The organism is Delftia sp. Lp-1 (assembly GCF_020523835.1).
In the GTDB taxonomy this organism is placed as follows: Bacteria; Pseudomonadota; Gammaproteobacteria; order Burkholderiales; family Burkholderiaceae_C; genus Comamonas; species Comamonas acidovorans.
This window is the reverse complement of sequence record NZ_JAJALJ010000001.1, coordinates 1,151,740-1,170,463: the sequence shown is the minus strand read 5'-3', so window position 1 is coordinate 1,170,463 and position 18,724 is coordinate 1,151,740. Positions and strand designations below refer to the sequence as shown.

At 69.2% G+C, this 18,724-nt stretch carries 14 protein-coding genes; 10 read left to right on the top strand and 4 right to left on the bottom strand.

Features of this window, described 5'->3' with window-relative positions; all coding sequences use genetic code 11:
- Positions 1–50: 50 nt before the first annotated feature.
- The 5 genes from LGR64_RS05115 (at position 51) to LGR64_RS05095 (ending at position 7,417) form a co-directional block, all read left to right on the top strand.
- Positions 51–1,031, top strand: coding sequence for an NADPH:quinone oxidoreductase family protein (locus tag LGR64_RS05115; protein WP_012206829.1), 981 nt, complete (start codon positions 51–53; stop codon positions 1,029–1,031).
- Between the two features lie 58 nt (positions 1,032–1,089).
- A complete protein-coding gene (locus tag LGR64_RS05110) occupies positions 1,090–2,688 on the top strand; it encodes a GGDEF domain-containing protein (protein ID WP_141834415.1) in 1,599 nt (532 codons plus the stop codon).
- Positions 2,689–2,748: 60 nt separating this feature from the next.
- Positions 2,749–4,383, top strand: a complete 1,635-nt coding sequence (locus tag LGR64_RS05105; RefSeq protein WP_063325339.1) for an alkaline phosphatase D family protein — start codon at positions 2,749–2,751, stop codon at positions 4,381–4,383.
- Positions 4,384–4,520: 137 nt separating this feature from the next.
- A complete protein-coding gene (gene gltS / locus LGR64_RS05100) occupies positions 4,521–5,750 on the top strand; it encodes a sodium/glutamate symporter (RefSeq protein WP_230355047.1) in 1,230 nt (409 codons plus the stop codon).
- A 23-nt stretch (positions 5,751–5,773) separates the two neighbouring features.
- Positions 5,774–7,417 carry a phospholipase D family protein gene (locus tag LGR64_RS05095; protein ID WP_230355046.1) on the top strand — a complete coding sequence of 548 codons (1,644 nt, stop codon included), beginning with the start codon at positions 5,774–5,776 and terminating at the stop codon, positions 7,415–7,417.
- A gap of 16 nt (positions 7,418–7,433) precedes the next feature.
- Here LGR64_RS05095 and LGR64_RS05090 read toward each other — a convergent pair whose 3' ends face one another.
- Complete coding sequence (locus tag LGR64_RS05090) at positions 7,434–8,756, bottom strand: NAD(P)/FAD-dependent oxidoreductase (RefSeq protein WP_013801159.1); 1,323 nt, start codon at positions 8,754–8,756, stop codon at positions 7,434–7,436.
- Between the two features lie 397 nt (positions 8,757–9,153).
- Between LGR64_RS05090 and LGR64_RS05085 the strand changes: the two genes are divergently transcribed.
- From LGR64_RS05085 to LGR64_RS05075, 3 genes are read left to right on the top strand one after another with little or no spacing between them, the layout of a single operon-like run.
- Complete coding sequence (locus LGR64_RS05085) at positions 9,154–9,429, top strand: ParD-like family protein (RefSeq protein WP_012206835.1); 276 nt, start codon at positions 9,154–9,156, stop codon at positions 9,427–9,429.
- Positions 9,426–10,232 carry a type I methionyl aminopeptidase gene (map, locus tag LGR64_RS05080; RefSeq protein ID WP_034396318.1) on the top strand — a complete coding sequence of 269 codons (807 nt, stop codon included), beginning with the start codon at positions 9,426–9,428 and terminating at the stop codon, positions 10,230–10,232. The genes LGR64_RS05085 and map overlap by 4 nt, the downstream gene beginning before the upstream one ends.
- A gap of 2 nt (positions 10,233–10,234) precedes the next feature.
- Positions 10,235–10,570 (top strand): SMR family transporter, encoded by a 336-nt coding sequence (locus LGR64_RS05075; protein ID WP_012206837.1) that lies wholly within the window; start codon positions 10,235–10,237, stop codon positions 10,568–10,570.
- A gap of 27 nt (positions 10,571–10,597) precedes the next feature.
- On the opposite strand, the gene LGR64_RS05070 is transcribed toward LGR64_RS05075, so the two are convergent.
- From LGR64_RS05070 to LGR64_RS05060, 3 genes are all read right to left on the bottom strand, one after another.
- On the bottom strand, positions 10,598–12,244 hold the full coding sequence (locus tag LGR64_RS05070; RefSeq protein WP_192366349.1) for an acyl-CoA synthetase: 1,647 nt from the start codon (positions 12,242–12,244) through the stop codon (positions 10,598–10,600).
- A gap of 473 nt (positions 12,245–12,717) precedes the next feature.
- Complete coding sequence (locus LGR64_RS05065) at positions 12,718–14,190, bottom strand: hypothetical protein (protein WP_230355045.1); 1,473 nt, start codon at positions 14,188–14,190, stop codon at positions 12,718–12,720.
- Between the two features lie 3 nt (positions 14,191–14,193).
- The gene (locus LGR64_RS05060; protein ID WP_230355044.1) at positions 14,194–15,528 is read right to left on the bottom strand and encodes an SPFH domain-containing protein; all 1,335 of its coding nucleotides are present in this window, start codon (positions 15,526–15,528) and stop codon (positions 14,194–14,196) included.
- Positions 15,529–15,775: 247 nt separating this feature from the next.
- Between LGR64_RS05060 and LGR64_RS05055 the strand changes: the two genes are divergently transcribed.
- Both LGR64_RS05055 and LGR64_RS05050 read left to right on the top strand, forming a co-directional pair.
- Positions 15,776–16,501: a response regulator transcription factor gene (locus LGR64_RS05055; RefSeq protein WP_012206841.1), complete on the top strand. Its 726-nt coding sequence runs from the start codon at positions 15,776–15,778 to the stop codon at positions 16,499–16,501.
- Complete coding sequence (locus LGR64_RS05050; RefSeq protein WP_230355043.1) at positions 16,498–18,714, top strand: sensor histidine kinase; 2,217 nt, start codon at positions 16,498–16,500, stop codon at positions 18,712–18,714. The genes LGR64_RS05055 and LGR64_RS05050 overlap by 4 nt, the downstream gene beginning before the upstream one ends.
- Positions 18,715–18,724: the final 10 nt, after the last annotated feature.

Genomic DNA, 18,724 nt, shown 5'->3' with positions numbered 1-18,724 from the left:
CACCACACTCCTATCATCGGCCAGGCATTCAATCACAGGAGACAACCACCATGCACGCTTGGCTTTGCACCACGCCCACAGGCGTCGATCAACTGCAGTGGACGCAGCTGCCCACGCCCACGCCGGGCCCGGGGCAGGTACTGCTCGAAGTGAAGGCGGCCAGCCTGAACTTTCCCGATCTGCTGATCGTGCAGAACAAGTACCAGATGAAGCCTGAGCTGCCGTTCGTGCCGGGCTCGGAATACGCGGGCGTGGTCCAGGCGGTGGGTGAAGGCGTGAGCCACCTGGCCGTGGGCCAGCGCGTGGCCTGCCTGTCGGGCACGGGTGGCTTCGGCACCCATACGCTGGCGCCGGCCGCGCTTTGCATGCCGCTGCCAGACGGTTTCAGCTTCGTCGATGCTGCGGCCTTCATCATGACCTATGCCACCTCGCACCATGCGCTGATCGACCGCGGCCAGCTGCGCGCGGGCGAGACCGTGCTGGTGCTGGGCGCGGCGGGCGGCGTGGGCACGGCCGCCATCCAGATCGCCAAGGCGGCGGGTGCGCGTGTGATCGCAGCGGCCTCCACCGACGAAAAGTGCGCGCTGTGCAAGGCACAGGGCGCCGATGCCACCATCAACTACAGCCAGGGCGATCTGCGCGCTGCCATCAAGGAAGCCACCGACGGCAAGGGCCCGGACGTGGTCTACGACCCCGTGGGCGGCGACTTCGCCGAGCCGGCCTTCCGCTCCATCGCCTGGCGCGGCCGCTATCTGATCGTGGGCTTTGCCGCAGGCCCGATTCCTGCCCTGCCGCTGAACCTGCCGCTGCTCAAGGGCGCATCGCTGGTGGGCGTCTTCTGGGGCGAGTTCTCCCGGCGCGAACCCAAGGCCAATGCGGCCATGATGCAGGAGCTGGCGCAGTGGTACGGCCAGGGAAAGATCAAGCCCGTGATCGACCGCACCATGCCCATGGCCGAGCTGCACGCCGCCTATGCGCGCATGGGATCGCGCCAGGTGCAGGGCAAGCTGGTGATGGTCAACGAGCAGTGAACCGAGCGCCGGCCATGCCACACTGGAGGGCATTGCATTCTGAAACAACTGCCCACCCATGGCCGAGCGCTCCGCTTCCGAACTGGCACGCGAAACCCTGCGGCAACTGGCGCTGAACCGCCTGCCGCCCACCCCGGAAAACTACACCCGCCTTTATGAACAGGCGGCCGGCGAGCCCGGCCCCGCCAGCTTTCCCCAGGGCCCGCTGCGCCATGTCCACGCGCTGCTGCCTGCGCAGACGCCCGGCCAAAAGCGGTTGCGCGACCAGTTGGGCGCCGCCATAGAGCGCAGCGACTGGCAAGGCCTGCAGCAGGTCATCACCGCCTATGCCAACGCGGCCCTGCAGCCGCCTGCCCATGAGGCCAGGCCCGTGGAGCTGCCCGTGCCGCCGCCCGTCCAGGCCCTGCCCGACGACCTGACCCAGCAGTTGGCGCGGCGCTTCGAGGCCTTGTCCACGCTGCTGGACACCCAGGACACAAAAACCGGGCAACTGCACCAGCAGCTGATGGAGCAGCTGCAATCGCCGCCCGTGGATGCCAAGGCCCTGGCGCGGCGCCTGCACGACCAGCACTACCAGCTGTCGTTCGCCATCGCCGACCAGCTTCAGGTCCTGCAGCTGATGCAGGAGTTGCTGCAGACCCTGGTGCAGCACCTGGCCCAGGACCCCACGCATGGCAGCTGGCTGGTGCAGCAGCTCACGGCCATCGAGCAGGCCATCACCCCGCCGCTGTCGCCCGCGCCTCTGGCCGATGCACGGCGCGAGCTGCAGACCGTGATCCACCGGCGCCTGCAGTTGCAGGACGGCATGGCCGCCGCGCAGCAGGCGCTCAGGGACATGCTGGGCGGCTTCGTCCAGCACCTGGCGCAGATCACGAGCAGCAACGAAACGCTGGGCGCCCGCATGGAAGAGGCGGCACGCCAGCTGGACGGCATCCAGCGCCTGGAAGACGCAGCCCCGCTGCTGCAGCAGGTGCTGGAGGCCACGCGCACCATGGCCGCCGGCAGCCGCGTGGCCCAGGAGGAGCTGCAGGCGCTGCGCGCCCATGTCGATGCCTGCGAGGCCCGCATCGAAACACTGCAGCAGGAGCTGGACGAGGCCGCGCGCCGCGCGCGCCACGACCCGCTGACCGGCCAGCTCAACCGCCTGGGCGTGAGCGAGGCACTGGACCGCGAGGTGGCACGCGCACAGCGCCATGGCCAGCCGCTGAGCGTTGCCCTGGTCGATATGGACGGCATGCAGGCCCTCAATGCCGAGCTGGGGCATGCCATGGGTGATGCCGCGCTGGTGCATGTGGCCCAGCTGGCGCGCCAAGGGCTGCGCCCGGAAGACGTGGTGGGCCGCTATGAAGGCCAGGCCTTCGTGCTGCTGCTGCCGCAGACCCCGGAGACGGCAGGCGCCCAGGCACTGCAGCGCCTTCTGCAGTTGCTGGAGCAGGCGCCTTTGCCCGCATCTGCGCAGACCCCAGGCCAGCCCGCGCCCCGGCCCCTGAGCTTCAGCGCGGGCGTTGCCCAGTTGCAAGGCCACGAAAACGGCATGGACGTGCTGCGCCGCGCCGACACCGCCATGCTGCAGGCCAAGGAGCGCGGCAAGCACTGCATTGCCACGGCATCAGGCGCACAATGGCAGCCAGTTGGAAATGCAGGCGCCGGCCTTTGATCCACCCAAGGCCACGCCCCGTCTTTCCCCGCTTTTTTGCGCCACCTGCCCCGAACCGCCATGCACCTGCCCTTCAGCGCCTCCGTCCCTGCACCGCGGCGCCAGTTTCTGGTCGGCTCGGGCCTGGCCACGGCGCTGGGCCAGTTGCCTGCCTGGGCCCGGCTGGGCGAGCGGCCTGCGCACAACCCCTTCACGCTGGGCGTGGCCAGCGGCGACCCCGAACCCGACAACGTGCTGCTGTGGACGCGGCTGACGCCACCGCTGGCCCAGCTGGGCGAGACCGACACCACGGCCATGCCTGCGCTCAAGATCCGCTGGGAGCTGGCGCACGACCCGCTGTTCCGCCACATCGTGCGCAGCGGCGAGGCCATGGCCCAGCCCGAATGGGGCCACGGCGTGCATGTGCAGGTGGGAGGACTGGCGCCCGACCGCTGGTACCACTACCGCTTCATGCTGGGACAGGCGGTCAGCGGCACGGGCCGCTGCCGCACGGCGCCCGCCCCCGGCAGCATGCCGCAGCGCCTGCGCCTGGCCTATGCCTCCTGCCAGCGCTGGGAGCACGGCTACTACGCGGCCTGGCGCCAGGTGGTGCAGGATGCGCCGGATCTGGTGATCTTCCTGGGCGACTACATCTACGAATACGCCACGCCCGCCATGACGCTGGGCCTAGCCCGCACGCACAACCTGCGCGCCGCGCAGACCCTGCAGGACTACCGCGACCGCTACGCCCTGCACAAGAGCGACCCGCTGCTGCAGGCCGCGCATGCCCTGTGCAACTGGTCCGTGGGCTGGGACGACCATGAGGTGGAGAACAACTACGCGGGCGACCAGGGCCAGGGCGATGCCGCGCGTTTCCTGGCCCGGCGCATGGCCGCCTGGCAGGCCTTCTACGAAAACATGCCGCTGCGTGCCAGCGCGCTGACAGGCGCCGGGGCATCGCATGGCGGCGGCGGACTGCAGCTGTACCGCAGCCTGCAATGGGGCCGGCTGGCCCGGCTGCATCTGCTGGACGGCCGCCAGTACCGCAGCGCCCAGGCCTGCCGCATCGAGGGCGAGGCAGACAAGGGCAGCGTGCGCCCTGCGCAATGTGCCGCCCTGTCGGATACGGCGCGCAGCTTCCTGGGCTGGACCCAGGAGCAGTGGCTGTACCGCCAACTGGCCGAGGACGCACGCCACCAGGGCAGCGAGGGGCCGCGCTGGAGCATCCTGGCCCAACCCACCCTGCTGTCGGCGCACCGGCCGCCCTCGGGATCGCAGGCCACGGACAGCTGGGACGGCTACCCGGCCGCGCGCCAGCGCCTGGTGCGCCACCTCACGCCGGGCGCCCAGCCCACGCCGCGCAACAGCGTGCTGCTGGGCGGCGACCTGCACCAGAACTACGTCTGTGCCGTGCACGCCGATCCCGAGGCCGCGCCCGAACGGCGCAACCCCATCGTGGCCAGCGAGTTCTGCAGCACCTCGATCACCTCGCGCAGCGGCACCACACAGGCCAAGGTCGATGCCATCGTCGCCCACAACCCGCAGGTGCTGTACGCACGCTGCGAGGAACGCGGCTATGGCCTGGCAGACATCACGCCCGAACGCTGGACCAGCGAGCTGCGTGCCGTGGCCAACCCCATGCGCGCCGACAGCCGCATCTACACGCTGGCCCGCTTCACCGTCGAGGACAGGCGGCCGGGCCCCGTAGCCAGCTGACAGGGCACTGACGCAGGGCACGACCGAAGGGCACTTTCAGCAGGCCTCGGAATCAGTGGCTATCCTGACATCGCCCCCCGGCATGCCGCCTATCGTATGGTGAGCTGCCTTGCCCCGCCCACCAGAACACGGAAGCCATGCACCTGACTTTCAGCGCCTACTACACCCTGATCTTCGCCGCCCTCGTCCTTTTGCTGGGCAAATGGCTGGTGCAGCACCTGCGCCTGCTGCGCGAATTCAACATCCCCGAGCCCGTGGCCGGCGGTCTGGTCGTCGCCGTCGCCCTGTTCGTGCTCAACCAGACCCTGGGCTACACCTTCAGCTTCAGCAGCGAGCTGCAGATGGCCTTCATGCTGGTGTTTTTCTCGTCCATCGGGCTGAGCGCCAATTTCGCCAAGCTGCGCGAAGGCGGCCGTTCGCTGCTGCTGTTCCTGGCCGTGGTCGCCGTCTTCATCGGCCTGCAGGACCTGGTGGGCGTGAGCCTGGCCACGATGCTCGGGCTTGACCCGTTGTTCGGGCTGATCGCAGGCTCCGTCACCCTGACGGGCGGCCATGGCACGGCAGGCGCCTGGGGCCAGGTTTTCGAGCGCGAATACGGTATCCAGGGCGCGGTCACGCTGGGCATTGCCTGTGCCACCTTCGGACTGGTGATCGGCGGCCTGATCGGCGGCCCGCTGGCCAAGGCCCTGATCACGCGCCGCAGGCTTGCCGTGTACGACCCTGCAGCCGCCCCCGAAAAACAGCCCCCGCTGGGCGAAAGTGCAAGCCACGGCGGCTTCGAGAATCCCGAGCAGACGCGCCTGATCACCACCAGCGCGGCCATAGAAACACTGGCCCTGTTCGCAGGCTGCCTGGGCTTTGCCGAGTTCATGGCGCAGTTCACCGCCGGCACCCTGTTCTCCCTGCCCACCTTCGTCTGGGCGCTGGCAGGCGGCGTCGTGATCCGCAATACGCTGGACTATGTCTTTCACTTCCAGGTATTCGACCGGGCCATCGACGTCTTCGGCAATGCCTCGCTGTCCATCTACCTGGCCATGGCCCTGCTGTCGCTCAAGCTGTGGGAGCTGGCGGGGCTGGCGGCGCCGCTGATGGTGATCCTGGCGGCCCAGACCCTGGTGATGGGCCTGTATGCCGCGCTGGTGACCTTCCGCATCATGGGCAGCAACTACGATGCGGCCGTGCTGGCCGCCGGCCACTGCGGTTTCGGCATGGGCGCCACGCCCACGGCCGTGGCCAACATGCAGGCCATCACCAACCAGTACGGCCCCTCGCACAAGGCCTTCCTCATCGTGCCGATGGTGGGCGCCTTCTTCGTCGACATCGTCAATGCCACGGTGATCCAGCTGTTCATCCGCTGGCTGCACTGACCACCGCAAACACCGAACGCACCATGCCCCTGCTGCGCCGCGCCCTTGCCGCCACCCAAGCGCTCGTCCTGGCCCTGCTGCTGGCAGGCTGCAGCCTGCCGCCCCTGGCGGGCCGCAGCGAATCCACGGCGCTGGCGCCAGAAGCCGCCCAGGCCACGCTGCTGGGCCAGGCGCTGGCACCGCTGCTGGACCAGCATCCGGGGCTTACCGGCATCCACGCGCTTTCCGATGCACGCAACGCCTACGCGGCGCGTGCCCTGCTGGCCCGCGTGGCCCAGCGCACGCTGGATGTGCAGTACTACATCTGGCGTGACGACACCACGGGCCACCTGCTGCTTGACGAACTGCGACAGGCCGCCGACCGGGGCGTGCGCGTGCGCCTGCTGCTGGACGACGGCGGCACGGCGGGGCTGGACACGCAGCTCAGCGCGCTGGACCGGCATCCGCAGATCGAGGTGCGGCTGTTCAACCCCTTTGCGCAGCGCACGCCCAAGGCGCTGGGCTATGTGACGGATTTCTCGCGCACGCAGCGGCGCATGCACAACAAGAGCTTCACGGCCGACAGCCAGGCCAGCATCGTGGGTGGACGCAACATCGGCGACGAGTACTTCGCGGCCACCGACGGCGTGCTGTTCGCCGACCTGGACGTGGTCGCCATGGGGCCGGTGGTGGCCGATATCGCGCACTCGTTCGATCAGTACTGGGCCAGCGCCTCGGCCTACCCCGTGGCCAGCCTGCTGCCGCCGCTGCCCGACTATGCGGTGGCGCGCGCCAGCGAGGCCCTAGCCACCGAGGTGCAGCGCCCCGAGGCCCAGGCCTATGTGCGCGCCGTGGCGCAAAGCCCGTTCACGCAAGAGCTGCTGGCCGGCCGCCTGCCCCTGCGCTGGGCCCGCGCCACCCTGGTCAGCGACGACCCGGCCAAGGTGCTGGGCCAGGTGCCCAGGCAGGGGCTGCTGATCACGCAGCTGGCACCCGCCATTGGCCAGCCGCAGCGCCAGCTGGACCTGGTCTCGCCCTACTTCGTGCCCACCGAGGCCGGTGTACGCGCCCTGGCCGGCCTGCGCCGCCAGGGCATTGCCGTGCGCGTGCTCACCAACAGCCTGGAGGCGACCGACGTGGCCGTGGTCCACGCCGGCTATGCCCGGTACCGGCGCCCGCTGATCGAGGAAGGCGTGCAGCTGTACGAGCTGCGCCGCCAGATCGGCGAGCCGGACACGCCCGCCGCCGATGCAGGCGTGCCCCGGCAGGGGCTACCATCGCCCGCCGCGTCCTCGGGCGGGAAGTCGGGCGGGAAGGCGGGCGTGGGTTCGGGCAGCCGCCCCGGCAGCTCGGGCTCCAGCCTGCATGCGAAGACTTTTGCGGTCGATGGCGAGCGCATCTTCGTGGGCTCGTTCAACTTCGACCCGCGCTCGGCCCACCTCAACACCGAGATGGGCCTGCTGATCGACAGCCCCGAGATGGCTTCGCAGATGAGCCGCATGCTCGACCAGAGCCTGCCGTCCGCCGCCTACCACGTGCAGATCGATGCACAGGGCCGCCTGAGCTGGACCACGGAAAGCGGCACGCCGCCTGCGCCACTCACCACCACCACCGAGCCCGGCAGCAGTGCATTCAAGCGCCTGATGCTGCGCGTGCTGGGCTGGCTGCCCATCGAGGGGCTGCTTTGATGCCGGGCCCCGCCGCTCAGTCCAGCCGGATCGACGGGCGCAGGCGCGAATTCATCAAATCGATCAGCCACAGCAGCCCCCCGCGCCAAAAGCCGTAGATGCGGGCCTGGTGCGAGCGGTACAGCATGATGTGGCTCAGCATGGCCATGCGCCCGCGGATCACGCCGCCGTTGAACAGGCCGAATTTGCCCAGCGATCCATAGGCGTCGTAATGGGCCAATGACACCAGGGCGCCAAAGTCGCGGTAGGCAAAGCCTTCGGGGCGGAAACCCGGCTCCTTCAGCAGGCGCGGCAGCGTCTCCACCAGATAGCGGGCCTGCTGGTGCGCCACCTGGGCAGTGGGCGGCAGCGGCACGCTGGCGCCGGGCAGGGTGAAGCTGGCGCAATCACCCACGGCGTAGACATGGGGGTCGCTGGTCTGCAGCTGGCCGTTGACCTTGAGCTGGTTGCCTTGCGTGGTCTCCAGTCCCAGCTGCGCCAGGAAGGCCGGGGCCTTCACGCCAGCTGCCCAGACACGCAGGCCTGCGGGAACGAACTCGCCGCTGGCCAGCACGAACCCCTCTTCGCTGGCCGACTGCACGCGGCCGTTGACGATCACCGAAACGCCCAGGGCCTGCAGCCGCAGGCGCGTGGCTTCGGAAATCTCTTCAGGAAAACCGGGCAGCAGGCGCGGCCCGGCCTCGATCAGCACGATGCCGAAGCGCGCGGCCTCGCCCAGCGCGCCGTAGGCGCGGGCGCTCTCGGCCAGTTGCACCAGCTCGGCCGCCAGCTCCACGCCCGTGGCGCCGCCGCCCACGATGGCCACGCGCAGCTGCTCGCCGCTGGTCATGCAGCGCACCATGCGCAGGCGGATCTCGCTGTTGAAGGCATCGGCCTTGCGGCGCGAGTCGATCATGAAGCAGTGCTCGTCCACGCCCGGCGTGCCGAAATCATTGGCGCCGCTGCCCACGGCGATCACCAGCCTGTCGTAGGCAATGCGCCGGCCCGGCACGATCTCGCGGCCATCGGGCGCCTCGATGGGGGCCAGCAGCACCTCGCGGGCCTCGCGGTCCAGGCCGCACATTTCGCCGGGCTGGTAGGCAAAGCTGGCGTCGCTGGCCTGGGCCAGGTAGGTGGTCTGCTGCTGGGCCAGGTCGCGCGTGCCGGCTGCAATGGTGTGCAGCATGGGCTTCCAGACATGGGCCGAATCGCTGTCCACCAGGGTCACCGAGCCGATGGCGTCCGTGCGCCCCTTGCCCAGCGCCGTGGCAATCTCCAGCCCCGCCACGCCACCGCCCACTACGACGATGCGCGCCCCGCCCGACCCCGTTGCCGAACCCGCTTCTTGTTCCTTGCCCATTGCTGCTCCCTGCCGGAAGGCCCGACCGGCCGCACCATGCGCCGGCTTGCAGGACATTCGCTTCCAGACAGTCTTGATTCTTGTCAGTTTGGGTAGCAGGCGACTTGCTAGGGGTAAGCCCCAAATCTGCAACAGATATCTGATAGAAGACCGTCGATCGCGCAAGGCCCAGTCTTGTACAGGACCGCGCTGCAGGAAAAACATCACCTTTGCCGGATGACCAGCCGGACGTGATCATTGCGCTATCAACACAAGAGCATCCACCCCGTCCGTCACGCAGCATTGCCGACGACATGGCGGCCTGCATCTGAAGGCCTGCACGAATGCCCCGCCTCCGGGCCCGCGATTTGCGATTGTCAATATACGAAACGTATATTCCCCGTATGATCGCCACCCCATGGGAATCGTCAAAATATCCGACCAATTGCACGACCAGATCCGCCTGTCCAGCGCGGCCCTGGGTCGATCCATCAACGCCCAGGCCGAGCATTGGCTGCGTGTCGGCCAGCTGGCCGAACACCATCCCCATCTCGACTACGCAGGCATCTGCGCCCTGCTGCTGCAAGAGGCCGCGGCCACGCTGAAGCTGGGCGAGCCCGAGGCGGCACCGGCTCCCGCCGATACGGCAGCACGCCGCCCGCGCCCCGTGCGCCTGTCGGGAGGCCTGCAATGAGGGGCGCCAAGCTGCGCAGCGTCCCGCTGCACGATGCCCTCGATATCGGGCAATCACGCAAGGCCGGTGGCCTGGCCGCCCGTGTCCTGCAGATGCTGGTGCCCCACGTGCAGCCGGGCGTCAGCACCGAGCACCTGGACAAGCTCTGCCATGACTTCATCGTCGACGAACTGCGCTGCGTGCCCACCAACGTGGGCTACCACGGCTTTCCGAAGACGGTCTGCACCTCGCCCAACCACGTGGTCTGCCACGGCATCCCCGACGCCCGGCAGATCCTGCGCGAGGGCGACATCCTCAATGTCGATGTGGCCGTGACCACGCCCGAGGGCTGGATCGGCGACACCAGCCGCATGTACTACGTGGGCCAGCCCTCCAACCAGGCGCGCCGCTTGGTGGAGACCACCTACGAGGCCCTGCTGGCCGGCATCCGCGCCGTACGCCCCGGCGCCACGCTGGGCGACATCGGCCATGCCATCCAGACCGTGGCCCAGCGCGAGCGCTTCAGCGTGGTGCGCGAGTACTGCGGCCACGGCATCGGCAAGGTCTACCACGACGACCCCCAGGTGCTGCATTACGGCCAGCCAGGCCAGGGCATGGTGCTGGAGGCCGGCATGATCTTCACCATCGAGCCCATGCTCAACGCCGGCAAGGCGGCCACGCGCGAACTGGCCGACGGCTGGACGGTGATCACCAACGACAAGTCGCTGTCCGCCCAATGGGAGCACATGGTGGTGGTGACCGACACGGGCTTCGACGTACTCACGCGCTGGCCCGAGGGCACGGGCAGCTACGCGGCCATCTGAGCATGGCGTCCAACTACCTGTACCTGGGCCTGGCCATCGTCGCCGAGGTGGCGGCCACCTCCTGCCTCAAGCAGTCCGAAGGCTTCACGCGGCTGTGGCCCAGCGTGGTCACGGTCCTGGGCTACGCGCTGGCCTTCTACTTCCTGTCGCTGACGCTGCGCACCGTGCCCACGGGCGTGGCCTATGCGATCTGGTCCGGCGCGGGCATTGTGCTGATCTCCCTGGTCGGATGGCTCTGGCAGGGCCAGACGCTGGACCTTCCCGCGCTGGCGGGCATGGGCCTGATCGTGGCGGGCGTGCTGGTCATCCAGCTGTTTTCCAAGACGGCCGGACACTGAGCCGCTGCCCGCGCTGCGGCCCGGCCCTCAGCCCGTGATGGCCTGGACCGATCCGGCCTGGCGGCGCAGCTCGAACTTCTGGATCTTGCCCGTGCTGGTCTTGGGCAGCTCGCCAAAGACCACGGCGCGCGGCACCTTGTAGCCGGCCAGGTGCTTCTTGCAGTGGGCCACGATGTCTTCGGCCGTGGTCTGCGCGCCGGCCTTCAGCTCGATGAAGGCGCAGGGCGTCTCGCCCCACTTGGGATCGGGCTTGGCCACCACGGCCGCGGCCAGCACGGCCGGGTGGCGGTAGAGCACGTCCTCGACCTCGATGGACGAGATGTTCTCCCCGCCCGAGATGATGATGTCCTTGCTGCGGTCCTTGATCTGTATATAGCCGTCCGGATGCTGCACGGCCAGGTCGCCCGTGTGGAACCAGCCGCCGCGGAAGGCCTCGTCCGTGGCCTGCGGGTTCTTCAGGTAGCCCTTCATGGCAATGTTGCCCTGGAACATGATCTCGCCCATGGTCTGGCCGTCATGGGGCACGGGCTCCATGGTCTCCGGATCGAGCACGCTGGCCGAGCGCTGCAGGTGGTAGCGCACGCCTTGGCGGGAATTGAGGCGCGCGCGTTCGCCGATGTCCAGCGCATCCCAGGCTGCATGCTTGGCGCAGACCGTGGCCGGGCCGTAGACCTCGGTCAGGCCGTAGACATGGGTGATGTCGAAGCCCAGCTGCTCCATGCCCTCGATCATCGAGGCCGGTGGCGCGGCGCCTGCCACCATGGCCTTGACTCCGGCGGGCACGCCCTCCTTCATGGCGGCCGGCGCATTGACCAGCAGGCCGTGCACGATGGGCGCGCCGCAGTAATGCGTGACGCCGTGGTTGCGGATGGCGTCGAAGATGGCCTGCGCCTCCACCCTGCGCAGGCAGACATTGACCCCCGCGCGTGCCGCCACCGTCCACGGAAAGCACCAGCCGTTGCAATGGAACATGGGCAGGGTCCACAGGTAGACGGCGTGCTTGGGCATGTCCCACTCCAGCACATTGCTGATGGCATTGATGGCCGCACCCCGGTGGTGGTAGACCACGCCCTTGGGGTTGCCCGTGGTGCCGCTGGTGTAGTTCAGCGCAATGGCGTCCCACTCGTCGGCGGGCAGCTGCCAGTCGAAACCGGCATCGCCGCCGGCCACGAAGTCGTCGTAGTCCAGGCTGCCCACCTGCTCGGCGGCCGGGCCGTACAGCGCGTCCTCGACCTGGATCACCAGCAGCGGCGCGCTGCGCTGGCGCAGCTTCAGCGCCTTGGCCACCACGCCCGTGAACTCCGGGTCCACGATCAGCACCTTGGCCTCGCCGTGGTCCAGCATGAAGGCAATGGTTTCCGCATCCAGCCGCGTGTTCAGCGCATTGAGCACGGCCCCCGCCATGGGCACGCCGAAATGCGCCTCCACCATGGGCGGCGTATTGGGCAGCATCACGGCCACGGTGTCGTTCTTGCCCACGCCCGCCTTGTGCAGGCTGCTGGCCAGCTGGCGGCAGCGCGCATAGGTCTCGCCCCAGCTGCGGCGCAGCGTGCCGTGGACCACGGCCAGCCGCTCGGGATAGACCTCGGCCGTGCGGGCAATGAAGCCCAAGGGGCTGAGCGGCGCATGGTTGGCGCTGTTGCGCTCCAGATGCTGGTCGTAAATGTGGGTCATCGTGGTCTCCGGTTCGCTGGGTTTTCTGGTGAGATGCCCGCCTGCCGCCGCAGGCTGGCGAAACCTGAAGATATAGCAAGACAGGCTTACACAAGCTTGATGCGCATCCACCCGGCTCGCCACCGCACAGGCCCGGATAACCAAAGCGGCATGCATGGTCTTTGCAGGGCATCACAACTTTCAGAATTTCATGGAAACTGAAAATACCTATGCAGAACAATCACTTGATCTGCCTGCAGGCGCGCCTGCGACTGTCCCCCAGGCGACTGCACAACCACAGTCCTCTATAAGACATCATTTATCAGATGACTCGGCCGCACGGCCCCGGCTTCACTCGTAGAATCGCCGCTTGGATTCGCCGGCCAGCACCGCTGGAAGGCGAACAAGGAGTTCCTAGAGGAGTCGCCTGGCAACGCTCCAGGCATCGTTGGAGACGAGCCTGCACCCCACCGGTGCAGGCTTTTTTTTTTGCTTCAGCGCAGGCTCAGGGACTGGCGCTTCCAGGCCGGGTCCTGCCAGCGCTGGAACAGCGGCAGGGCCGACACATCGCCGGTCACGCGCTCGGTGGCCAGGCCGTCCAGCCGCACCACTTCGAAGCTCTTGCGGTAGCGGCCCTGGCCACGGGCCTCGCGCGCCACCAGCATCAGCTGCCCGCCAGGCACCCAGCCCGCCCATTCGGCCACGCCGGTCTCCGGGGCGGTGGCGGCCGGGGGCAGCACGTCGGCCAGCCAGCCGCCTTCGGTCTTGCGCAGCACCCACAGTTCGCGCCAGCCTTCCAGCGGCTGCACGGCCAGGGCCACGGCCGTGCCCTCGCGGTTGGTGCTGGCCGATGCAGCCCACACCACGCCATAGGTGCAGCGGCGCAGCAAAGGGGCCTTGGCGCCGTGCTGGGCGTCCACCAGCAGCACGCAGGTTTCGCCGGGAGCACCGGGCTCGGTCAGCAGCGTCGGGCGGGCTCCGGCAGCAGGAGCCGCAGCAGCAACAGGCGACAGCGCCCAGCGCACGGCGCTCACCCGCATGGCCGCGTCGTTGTAGGCGCTCTGGTCTTCATCGGGCAGCTCGGACTTGCTGACGCCCGTGAACTCGGCCAGCGCCCGGGCGGCCGATGCCGCCACGGCAGGGTCGGCCATGCCCTTGCGCGCCTGCTGAAAGGCCAGCGCCGCCCACACGCTGGCGCGGCGCATCTGCACGCGGCCGCGCAGGTAGGGCGGCAGGCCGGTCACGTCCACGCGCTCCAGCACATCGGCCTGCCAGGCATGCATGCGGGCGCGCTCATGGGCCGGCAGATCGGGGTCCACGCATTCGGGCCGTGTCAGGGCCAGGGCGGCGCGGGCGCGCTGCGGCGCGTCGGCGGCGGGCATGGCCAGCACGCGGCGGAAGAATTCGCCTTCATAGCAGACCTGCATGCGGCCTTCGACCTCATAGGTCGCAAAGCGCAGGCCGTAGCCGTTGGCCACATCCAGGTGGGCCGACAGCGTGGCGCCCGAGGCCTTGCCAGGCGCAGCGGCGGAGGCGCGCCGCGCCAGCCGGTCGGCAAAGCCGCCCAGTGCGTCGAAGGCCTGCGCGCCTTCGGCGCCGGCCAGGGTCCTGGCGGGCGCGGCCTGCAGGTAGGCGGCCGCAAGGCCGATGCCCAGCGCCTCGGCACCGGGCGTGTCCTGCACGAAGCGCAGCACGGCCAACAAGGCGGGGGCATCGGCCTCGGTCATGGCCACGCGGCGCACATCGCCTGCGCGGATGAAGCCGCCGCGCTCGCGCTTGTGGTCCCAGACCTGGAGGTAGTCCAGGCGTTCGCCCCTGATCTCCAGCACCTCGCCCTGCCACAGGCTGGCCTGCTGCTGGGCGCCATCGCGCGGCGCGGCGCGCAGGCTGGCCTGGTCCTGCACCACGATGGCGCTGCCCATGCCGGTGGCCAGCGCTGCGGCGGCCAAGGTCGATACGGTCAGCATGGCTTATTGCTCCTGAACGGCTGCGTTGGCATCTTCGGCCACCACGGAGGCTGCGCCGGCCTGTGCATTGCGGCTGCCGCCCAGCAGGGCCGCACCGATGAAGTCGCCATTGGTCGGCGGGGGCGCGATGATGACCTGGATCTTGTCCGAGAGCTTGTCGGCCAGCGTCTTCTGGATCAGCAGCGGGTAGCGCGTGACCAGGGTGCCTTCGCGCGCCATCTGCTCGGCGTTGACCTTGCCCAGGCGGTCCATGCGGAAGGCCTCGGCCTCGGCCAGCTTCTGGCGCGCATCGGCTTCGCCATTGGCCTCGATGCGGCGGGCCTGGGCGCTGCCCTCGGCGGCTTTCACGCGGGCCACGCGCTCGGCCTCGGCCTCCAGCTGGCGCTGCTCGATCTGGCGCTGCTTGAAGGGCAGCACATGCTTCATGGCCTCTTCCTGGGCACGCGCCGCAATCACCTGCTCGCGTGCGGCGGCTTCGGCGGCCACTTCGCGGCGCACCTTGTCGGCATTGGCGTCCAGCTCGGTTTCCTTGACGCGCTTGTCCTTGAGCTCCAGCGTGTAGCGCATCTTCTCGGAGGCCAGCTCCTCGGCCAGCAGGCTGTCCATGCCGCGACGGTACTCGGTGGGCAGGTCCACCTTGCCGATCTGGATGCTGCGCAGCGTCACGCCGTCGGCCGCCAGGCGCGTGCGCAGTTCGGTCTCCATGATCTGAGCGATCTCGGCGCGCTTGGTCGAGAAGATTTCGCGCACGGTGTAGCGCGCAAACACCTTGTAGACCAGGCCCTGCACGGCGGGCTCCACGATGTCGCCGCCTATGTCCAGAGGCAGGTTGCCGGCCTTGACGGCGGGCGATGCGGGATCAAGCGCATAGCGCACGTTCAGGTCCAGACCCAGGGACAGGCCCTCGACCGACTGCAGGGGTGCGCTGCCATTGGCCTGGCGCATGGCCTCCGGGCGGTAGCTCTGGTCGCGCAGGGAGAACACGCGCACCGTGTGCAGGCCTGGCACCACCCACACGCTGCCATCGCGCCACAGGCTGACCGAGCCCGTGAACTGGTTCAGGCGCACGCCCAGCGTGCCCTGCTCCAGGTGCTGCACGGGCGGGTTGCGCACCACCACCAGACCTGCCGCCACCACCACGGCGCCGATGGCCAGCCAGCGCACGGTACGTGCCGTGGGCAGCAGGACCGCCCAGTCCACGGGCTGGCGGCGGGGCGCGTTGCCCGGCAGCGTTGCAGCATCGGACCCGGCTGCGGGCGCGGCAGTGGCGGCTTCGTCCAGGCGGGCGGACTTGCGGCCCGTCAGGGCCTGCATGATGCGGTTCCAGGTGGCTTTCATGGTGTTCTCTCTCTCGGCTGTTGTTGGCTGTTTCTGAGGCACCGGAAACAGGGGTGGCTCATTGAGGACCGATTGTTCGGATCCACCCCGGAAGCAACAACGCGGCGCGCGGCCCAATGCGTTCACGGCGCCAGCGCAAACGCTCCGGCCCCGGAAGAAAAACTCACACCCGGGCCGGCGCAGGGCCGAGATAATCCCGCGAACACCGCCACGGCGGCCTCCCCCGACCCCACCACTGCACAGCCCCATGACCCGTATCGCCGTGATCGAAGACGACCTGCCCACCAGCAACCAGTTGGCGGGATGGATACGCAGTGCGCGCAGCGGCATCGTGATCGACCAGTGGTTCACGCGCGACGAGGCCGAGGCCGCCCTGGCCCGCGAGCACTACGACGCCGTGGTGCTGGACATCGAGCTGGGCCGCGAGCGCCACGCGGGCGTGGCCCTGATCAACGCCATCAACAAGCTGGGCCAGGGCACGCCGGTGCTGGTGGTGTCGGCCATGCCGGCCGCCATCTACCGCAGCATCATGAAAGCGCTCGACGCCTGGGACTACCTGCAAAAGACCACGTTCGAAGAGGCGGACTTCATCGAGACCTTCCTGGACATCCTGCGCACCACGCAGCGCGCGGCGCCCGTGGCCGCGCAGGCAGCCGCAGCGCCCGCAGGCGACGCCCTGGTGCTGGACCCGCTGTGGCAGCGCACGCCCACCTGGCGCGGCGAGCGCATCAACCTGCCGCTGACGGCCCAGCGCATCCTGGCCACGCTGCACCAGCGCAGCGGCGAAGTGGTGTCCTACGACGAGCTGTTCGAGGTGGTCAAAAGCGGCCGCAACCGCGACAACGTGCGCAAGCACGTCAGCACCATCCGCGAGGCCCTGCGCGAGGTGGACCCGGGCTTTGAAGGCATAGAGAACGTGCCCATGCGCGGCTTTCGCTGGGTGGGCCAGGCCGGCGCCGCCGTCCGCACATGAAGCGCCTGCTCAACCCCAGGCTGGAGCTGCCCCGGCTGGAAGTGCCGCGCCTGGGCCTGGCCGCCTTCCGCCAGCGCATCCTGCTGCGCGGCGTGTTCGTGCTGCTGGCAGTGGCCACGGTGTCCTTGAGCGTGGTGGTGCTCAAGGACGAGAAGGAACGCGCCTGGCAGGCCTACCAGCACGGCTTTGTGCGCAGCCAGGCCGAGGTCATGGCGCGGCTGCGCCATCCTTCGGGCCGGCTGGCCCTGCTCAACGCCGGCCACCTGGGCCAGGGCTTGACGCCGCTGGCGCCGCTGCTGCTGCCCTACGCGGCCATCGACTTCGACGATCCGCAAAAGTCCCAGCAGGCCGTGGAGATGGCCGGCTGCTCGGTGCAGTATCCCGATGGCGCCTCGCTGTGCGCGGCCATTGGCAACAATCCCTACGCAGGCGGATTCATCTATCTGGTGGGCAGCTTCTTCTCAGGCGAGCTGACACCGCGCGAGCGCGGCTCGCGCGAGCCCGCCCAGGCGCACCGCGCCCGCATTACGCTGGACATGCGCGGCAGCACCTACCGCTGGATCGCGCCCTATGAGGCCATGCCGCAGCAGGGCAACAAGTCCGGCAACGGCGAGCACGGCCGGCTCACCGGCTTTGTGGACAACGGCACGCCCCAGCTTGAGGCCCGCGCGCGGCCCGTGCGCGATTTCCGTGGCTGGCTCTGGCAGAACGGCCATTGCCGCGACCTGCCGCCTGGCGTGCAGGGCAATGCGGGCAATGACAAGACACCCCCTGCAGCCGACTGCCTGCGCCGCACGCACTACTCCATCCGCCTGCCGGTCGAGCTGTTCCGCGAAGCCCTGTTCCGCAGGGACGTGCGCCCCGTCTGGCCGCCCGAAGACCTGGGCAGCATGCGTGTGCGCGTGGAAATGCTGGCCCCCGGCGACACGGAGCCGCCGCTGTTCGACAGCAACTCGCCTGGGGCGCAGCTTGCGGCCTCGCTCAACGACATCTCGCGCAGCCTGCTGCCGGGCGAGCGCGTGCAGATCCGCAAGGTGGGCGCCGACGAAGCCAGCGCCATCACCCTCAAGGGCGTGGATGTGCAGGCCGCGCCGTCGGCGCCCTGGCTGCTGCGCCTGATCAGCTGGCTGCCGCTGGATGCAGCCGGCGTCTCCGCCGCCACCATGACCCCGGCCGTGCCCACGGGCCAGGACATTCTGGACACGCCCACGGGCAATTACACCGTCAGCTTCACCGGCCACCCGCGCGATGTGGAGCAGGGCCTGGCCGCCGTGGCCACGCGCCTGTCCTGGTACCTGGGCGCCATGCTGGCCGCCATTGCGCTGGCCTGGCTGATCGTCGAGCTGGGGCTGATCCGCCGCGTGACCGCCCTCACCCGGCGCGCCGCCGCCGTGTCCTACAACGTGCAGGACGGCCATGTCGGCCCACGCCTGGGCGACCTTGAAGTGTCGGACCTTCGTGGTTCCGACGAGCTGGGCATTCTGGCCGGCGGCCTGGCCGACCTGCTGCAGCGCGTGAAGGACGACCTGCAGCGCGAACAGCTGCGCGCCCAGCAGGAACGCGACATGTGGCATGCCGTGGGCCACGAAATCATGTCGCCCCTGCAATCGCTGATGGTGCTGTACGGCCCCGACGACCCCGGCCACCGCTACGTGCAGCGCATGCAGCAGGCCGTGCATGTGCTCTACGGCACGGCATCGCCTGCCGAGGCGCTGCAGGCCGCCAACGTGCCCGAAGGCCGGCTGGACCTGAACGCCTTTCTGTCCCACGTGGCCGCCAACGCGCACTTCGCGGGCATTGCCAACGTGGTCTACGAAGGCGGGAGCGGGGGCGGGAACAGGGACGTCACGGGCGCCGTGATCGTGCGCGCCGACGAGTTTGCGCTGGAAGACGTGGTCACCCACATCCTGCGCAATGCCGACAGCTACCGCCCGGCGGGCACGGCCATCACGCTGTCGCTGTCGGCCTCGGAGTCCGCCGCCAGCGCCACGCTGCACAACCAGGGCGCCACCATTGCGGAGGACCTGCTGGAGCGCATCTTCGAGCTGGGCGTGTCCGCCCCCCAGGAGCCGGCGGCCGCCGGCAGCGCCGAGCACCGGGGCCAGGGCCTGTTCGTGGCCAGGACCTACATGGCGAAGATGGGCGGCACGATCAAGGCGCACAACACGCGCGATGGCGTGGCCTTCACGCTGACCTTCCAGCGCCTGGGCTGAGGGCCGGGCA

Coding starts and splice junctions, on each gene's coding strand:
- LGR64_RS05070 (WP_192366349.1), bottom strand. CDS start 12,244: ATGACCCACATTTACGACCAGCATCTGGAGCGCAACAGCGCCAACCAT.
- LGR64_RS05065 (WP_230355045.1), bottom strand. CDS start 14,190: ATGCTGACCGTATCGACCTTGGCCGCCGCAGCGCTGGCCACCGGCATG.
- LGR64_RS05115 (WP_012206829.1), top strand. CDS start 51: ATGCACGCTTGGCTTTGCACCACGCCCACAGGCGTCGATCAACTGCAG.
- LGR64_RS05075 (WP_012206837.1), top strand. CDS start 10,235: ATGGCGTCCAACTACCTGTACCTGGGCCTGGCCATCGTCGCCGAGGTG.
- LGR64_RS05060 (WP_230355044.1), bottom strand. CDS start 15,528: ATGAAAGCCACCTGGAACCGCATCATGCAGGCCCTGACGGGCCGCAAG.
- LGR64_RS05055 (WP_012206841.1), top strand. CDS start 15,776: ATGACCCGTATCGCCGTGATCGAAGACGACCTGCCCACCAGCAACCAG.
- map (WP_034396318.1), top strand. CDS start 9,426: ATGAGGGGCGCCAAGCTGCGCAGCGTCCCGCTGCACGATGCCCTCGAT.
- LGR64_RS05095 (WP_230355046.1), top strand. CDS start 5,774: ATGCCCCTGCTGCGCCGCGCCCTTGCCGCCACCCAAGCGCTCGTCCTG.
- LGR64_RS05090 (WP_013801159.1), bottom strand. CDS start 8,756: ATGGGCAAGGAACAAGAAGCGGGTTCGGCAACGGGGTCGGGCGGGGCG.
- gltS (WP_230355047.1), top strand. CDS start 4,521: ATGCACCTGACTTTCAGCGCCTACTACACCCTGATCTTCGCCGCCCTC.
- LGR64_RS05050 (WP_230355043.1), top strand. CDS start 16,498: ATGAAGCGCCTGCTCAACCCCAGGCTGGAGCTGCCCCGGCTGGAAGTG.
- LGR64_RS05105 (WP_063325339.1), top strand. CDS start 2,749: ATGCACCTGCCCTTCAGCGCCTCCGTCCCTGCACCGCGGCGCCAGTTT.
- LGR64_RS05085 (WP_012206835.1), top strand. CDS start 9,154: ATGGGAATCGTCAAAATATCCGACCAATTGCACGACCAGATCCGCCTG.
- LGR64_RS05110 (WP_141834415.1), top strand. CDS start 1,090: ATGGCCGAGCGCTCCGCTTCCGAACTGGCACGCGAAACCCTGCGGCAA.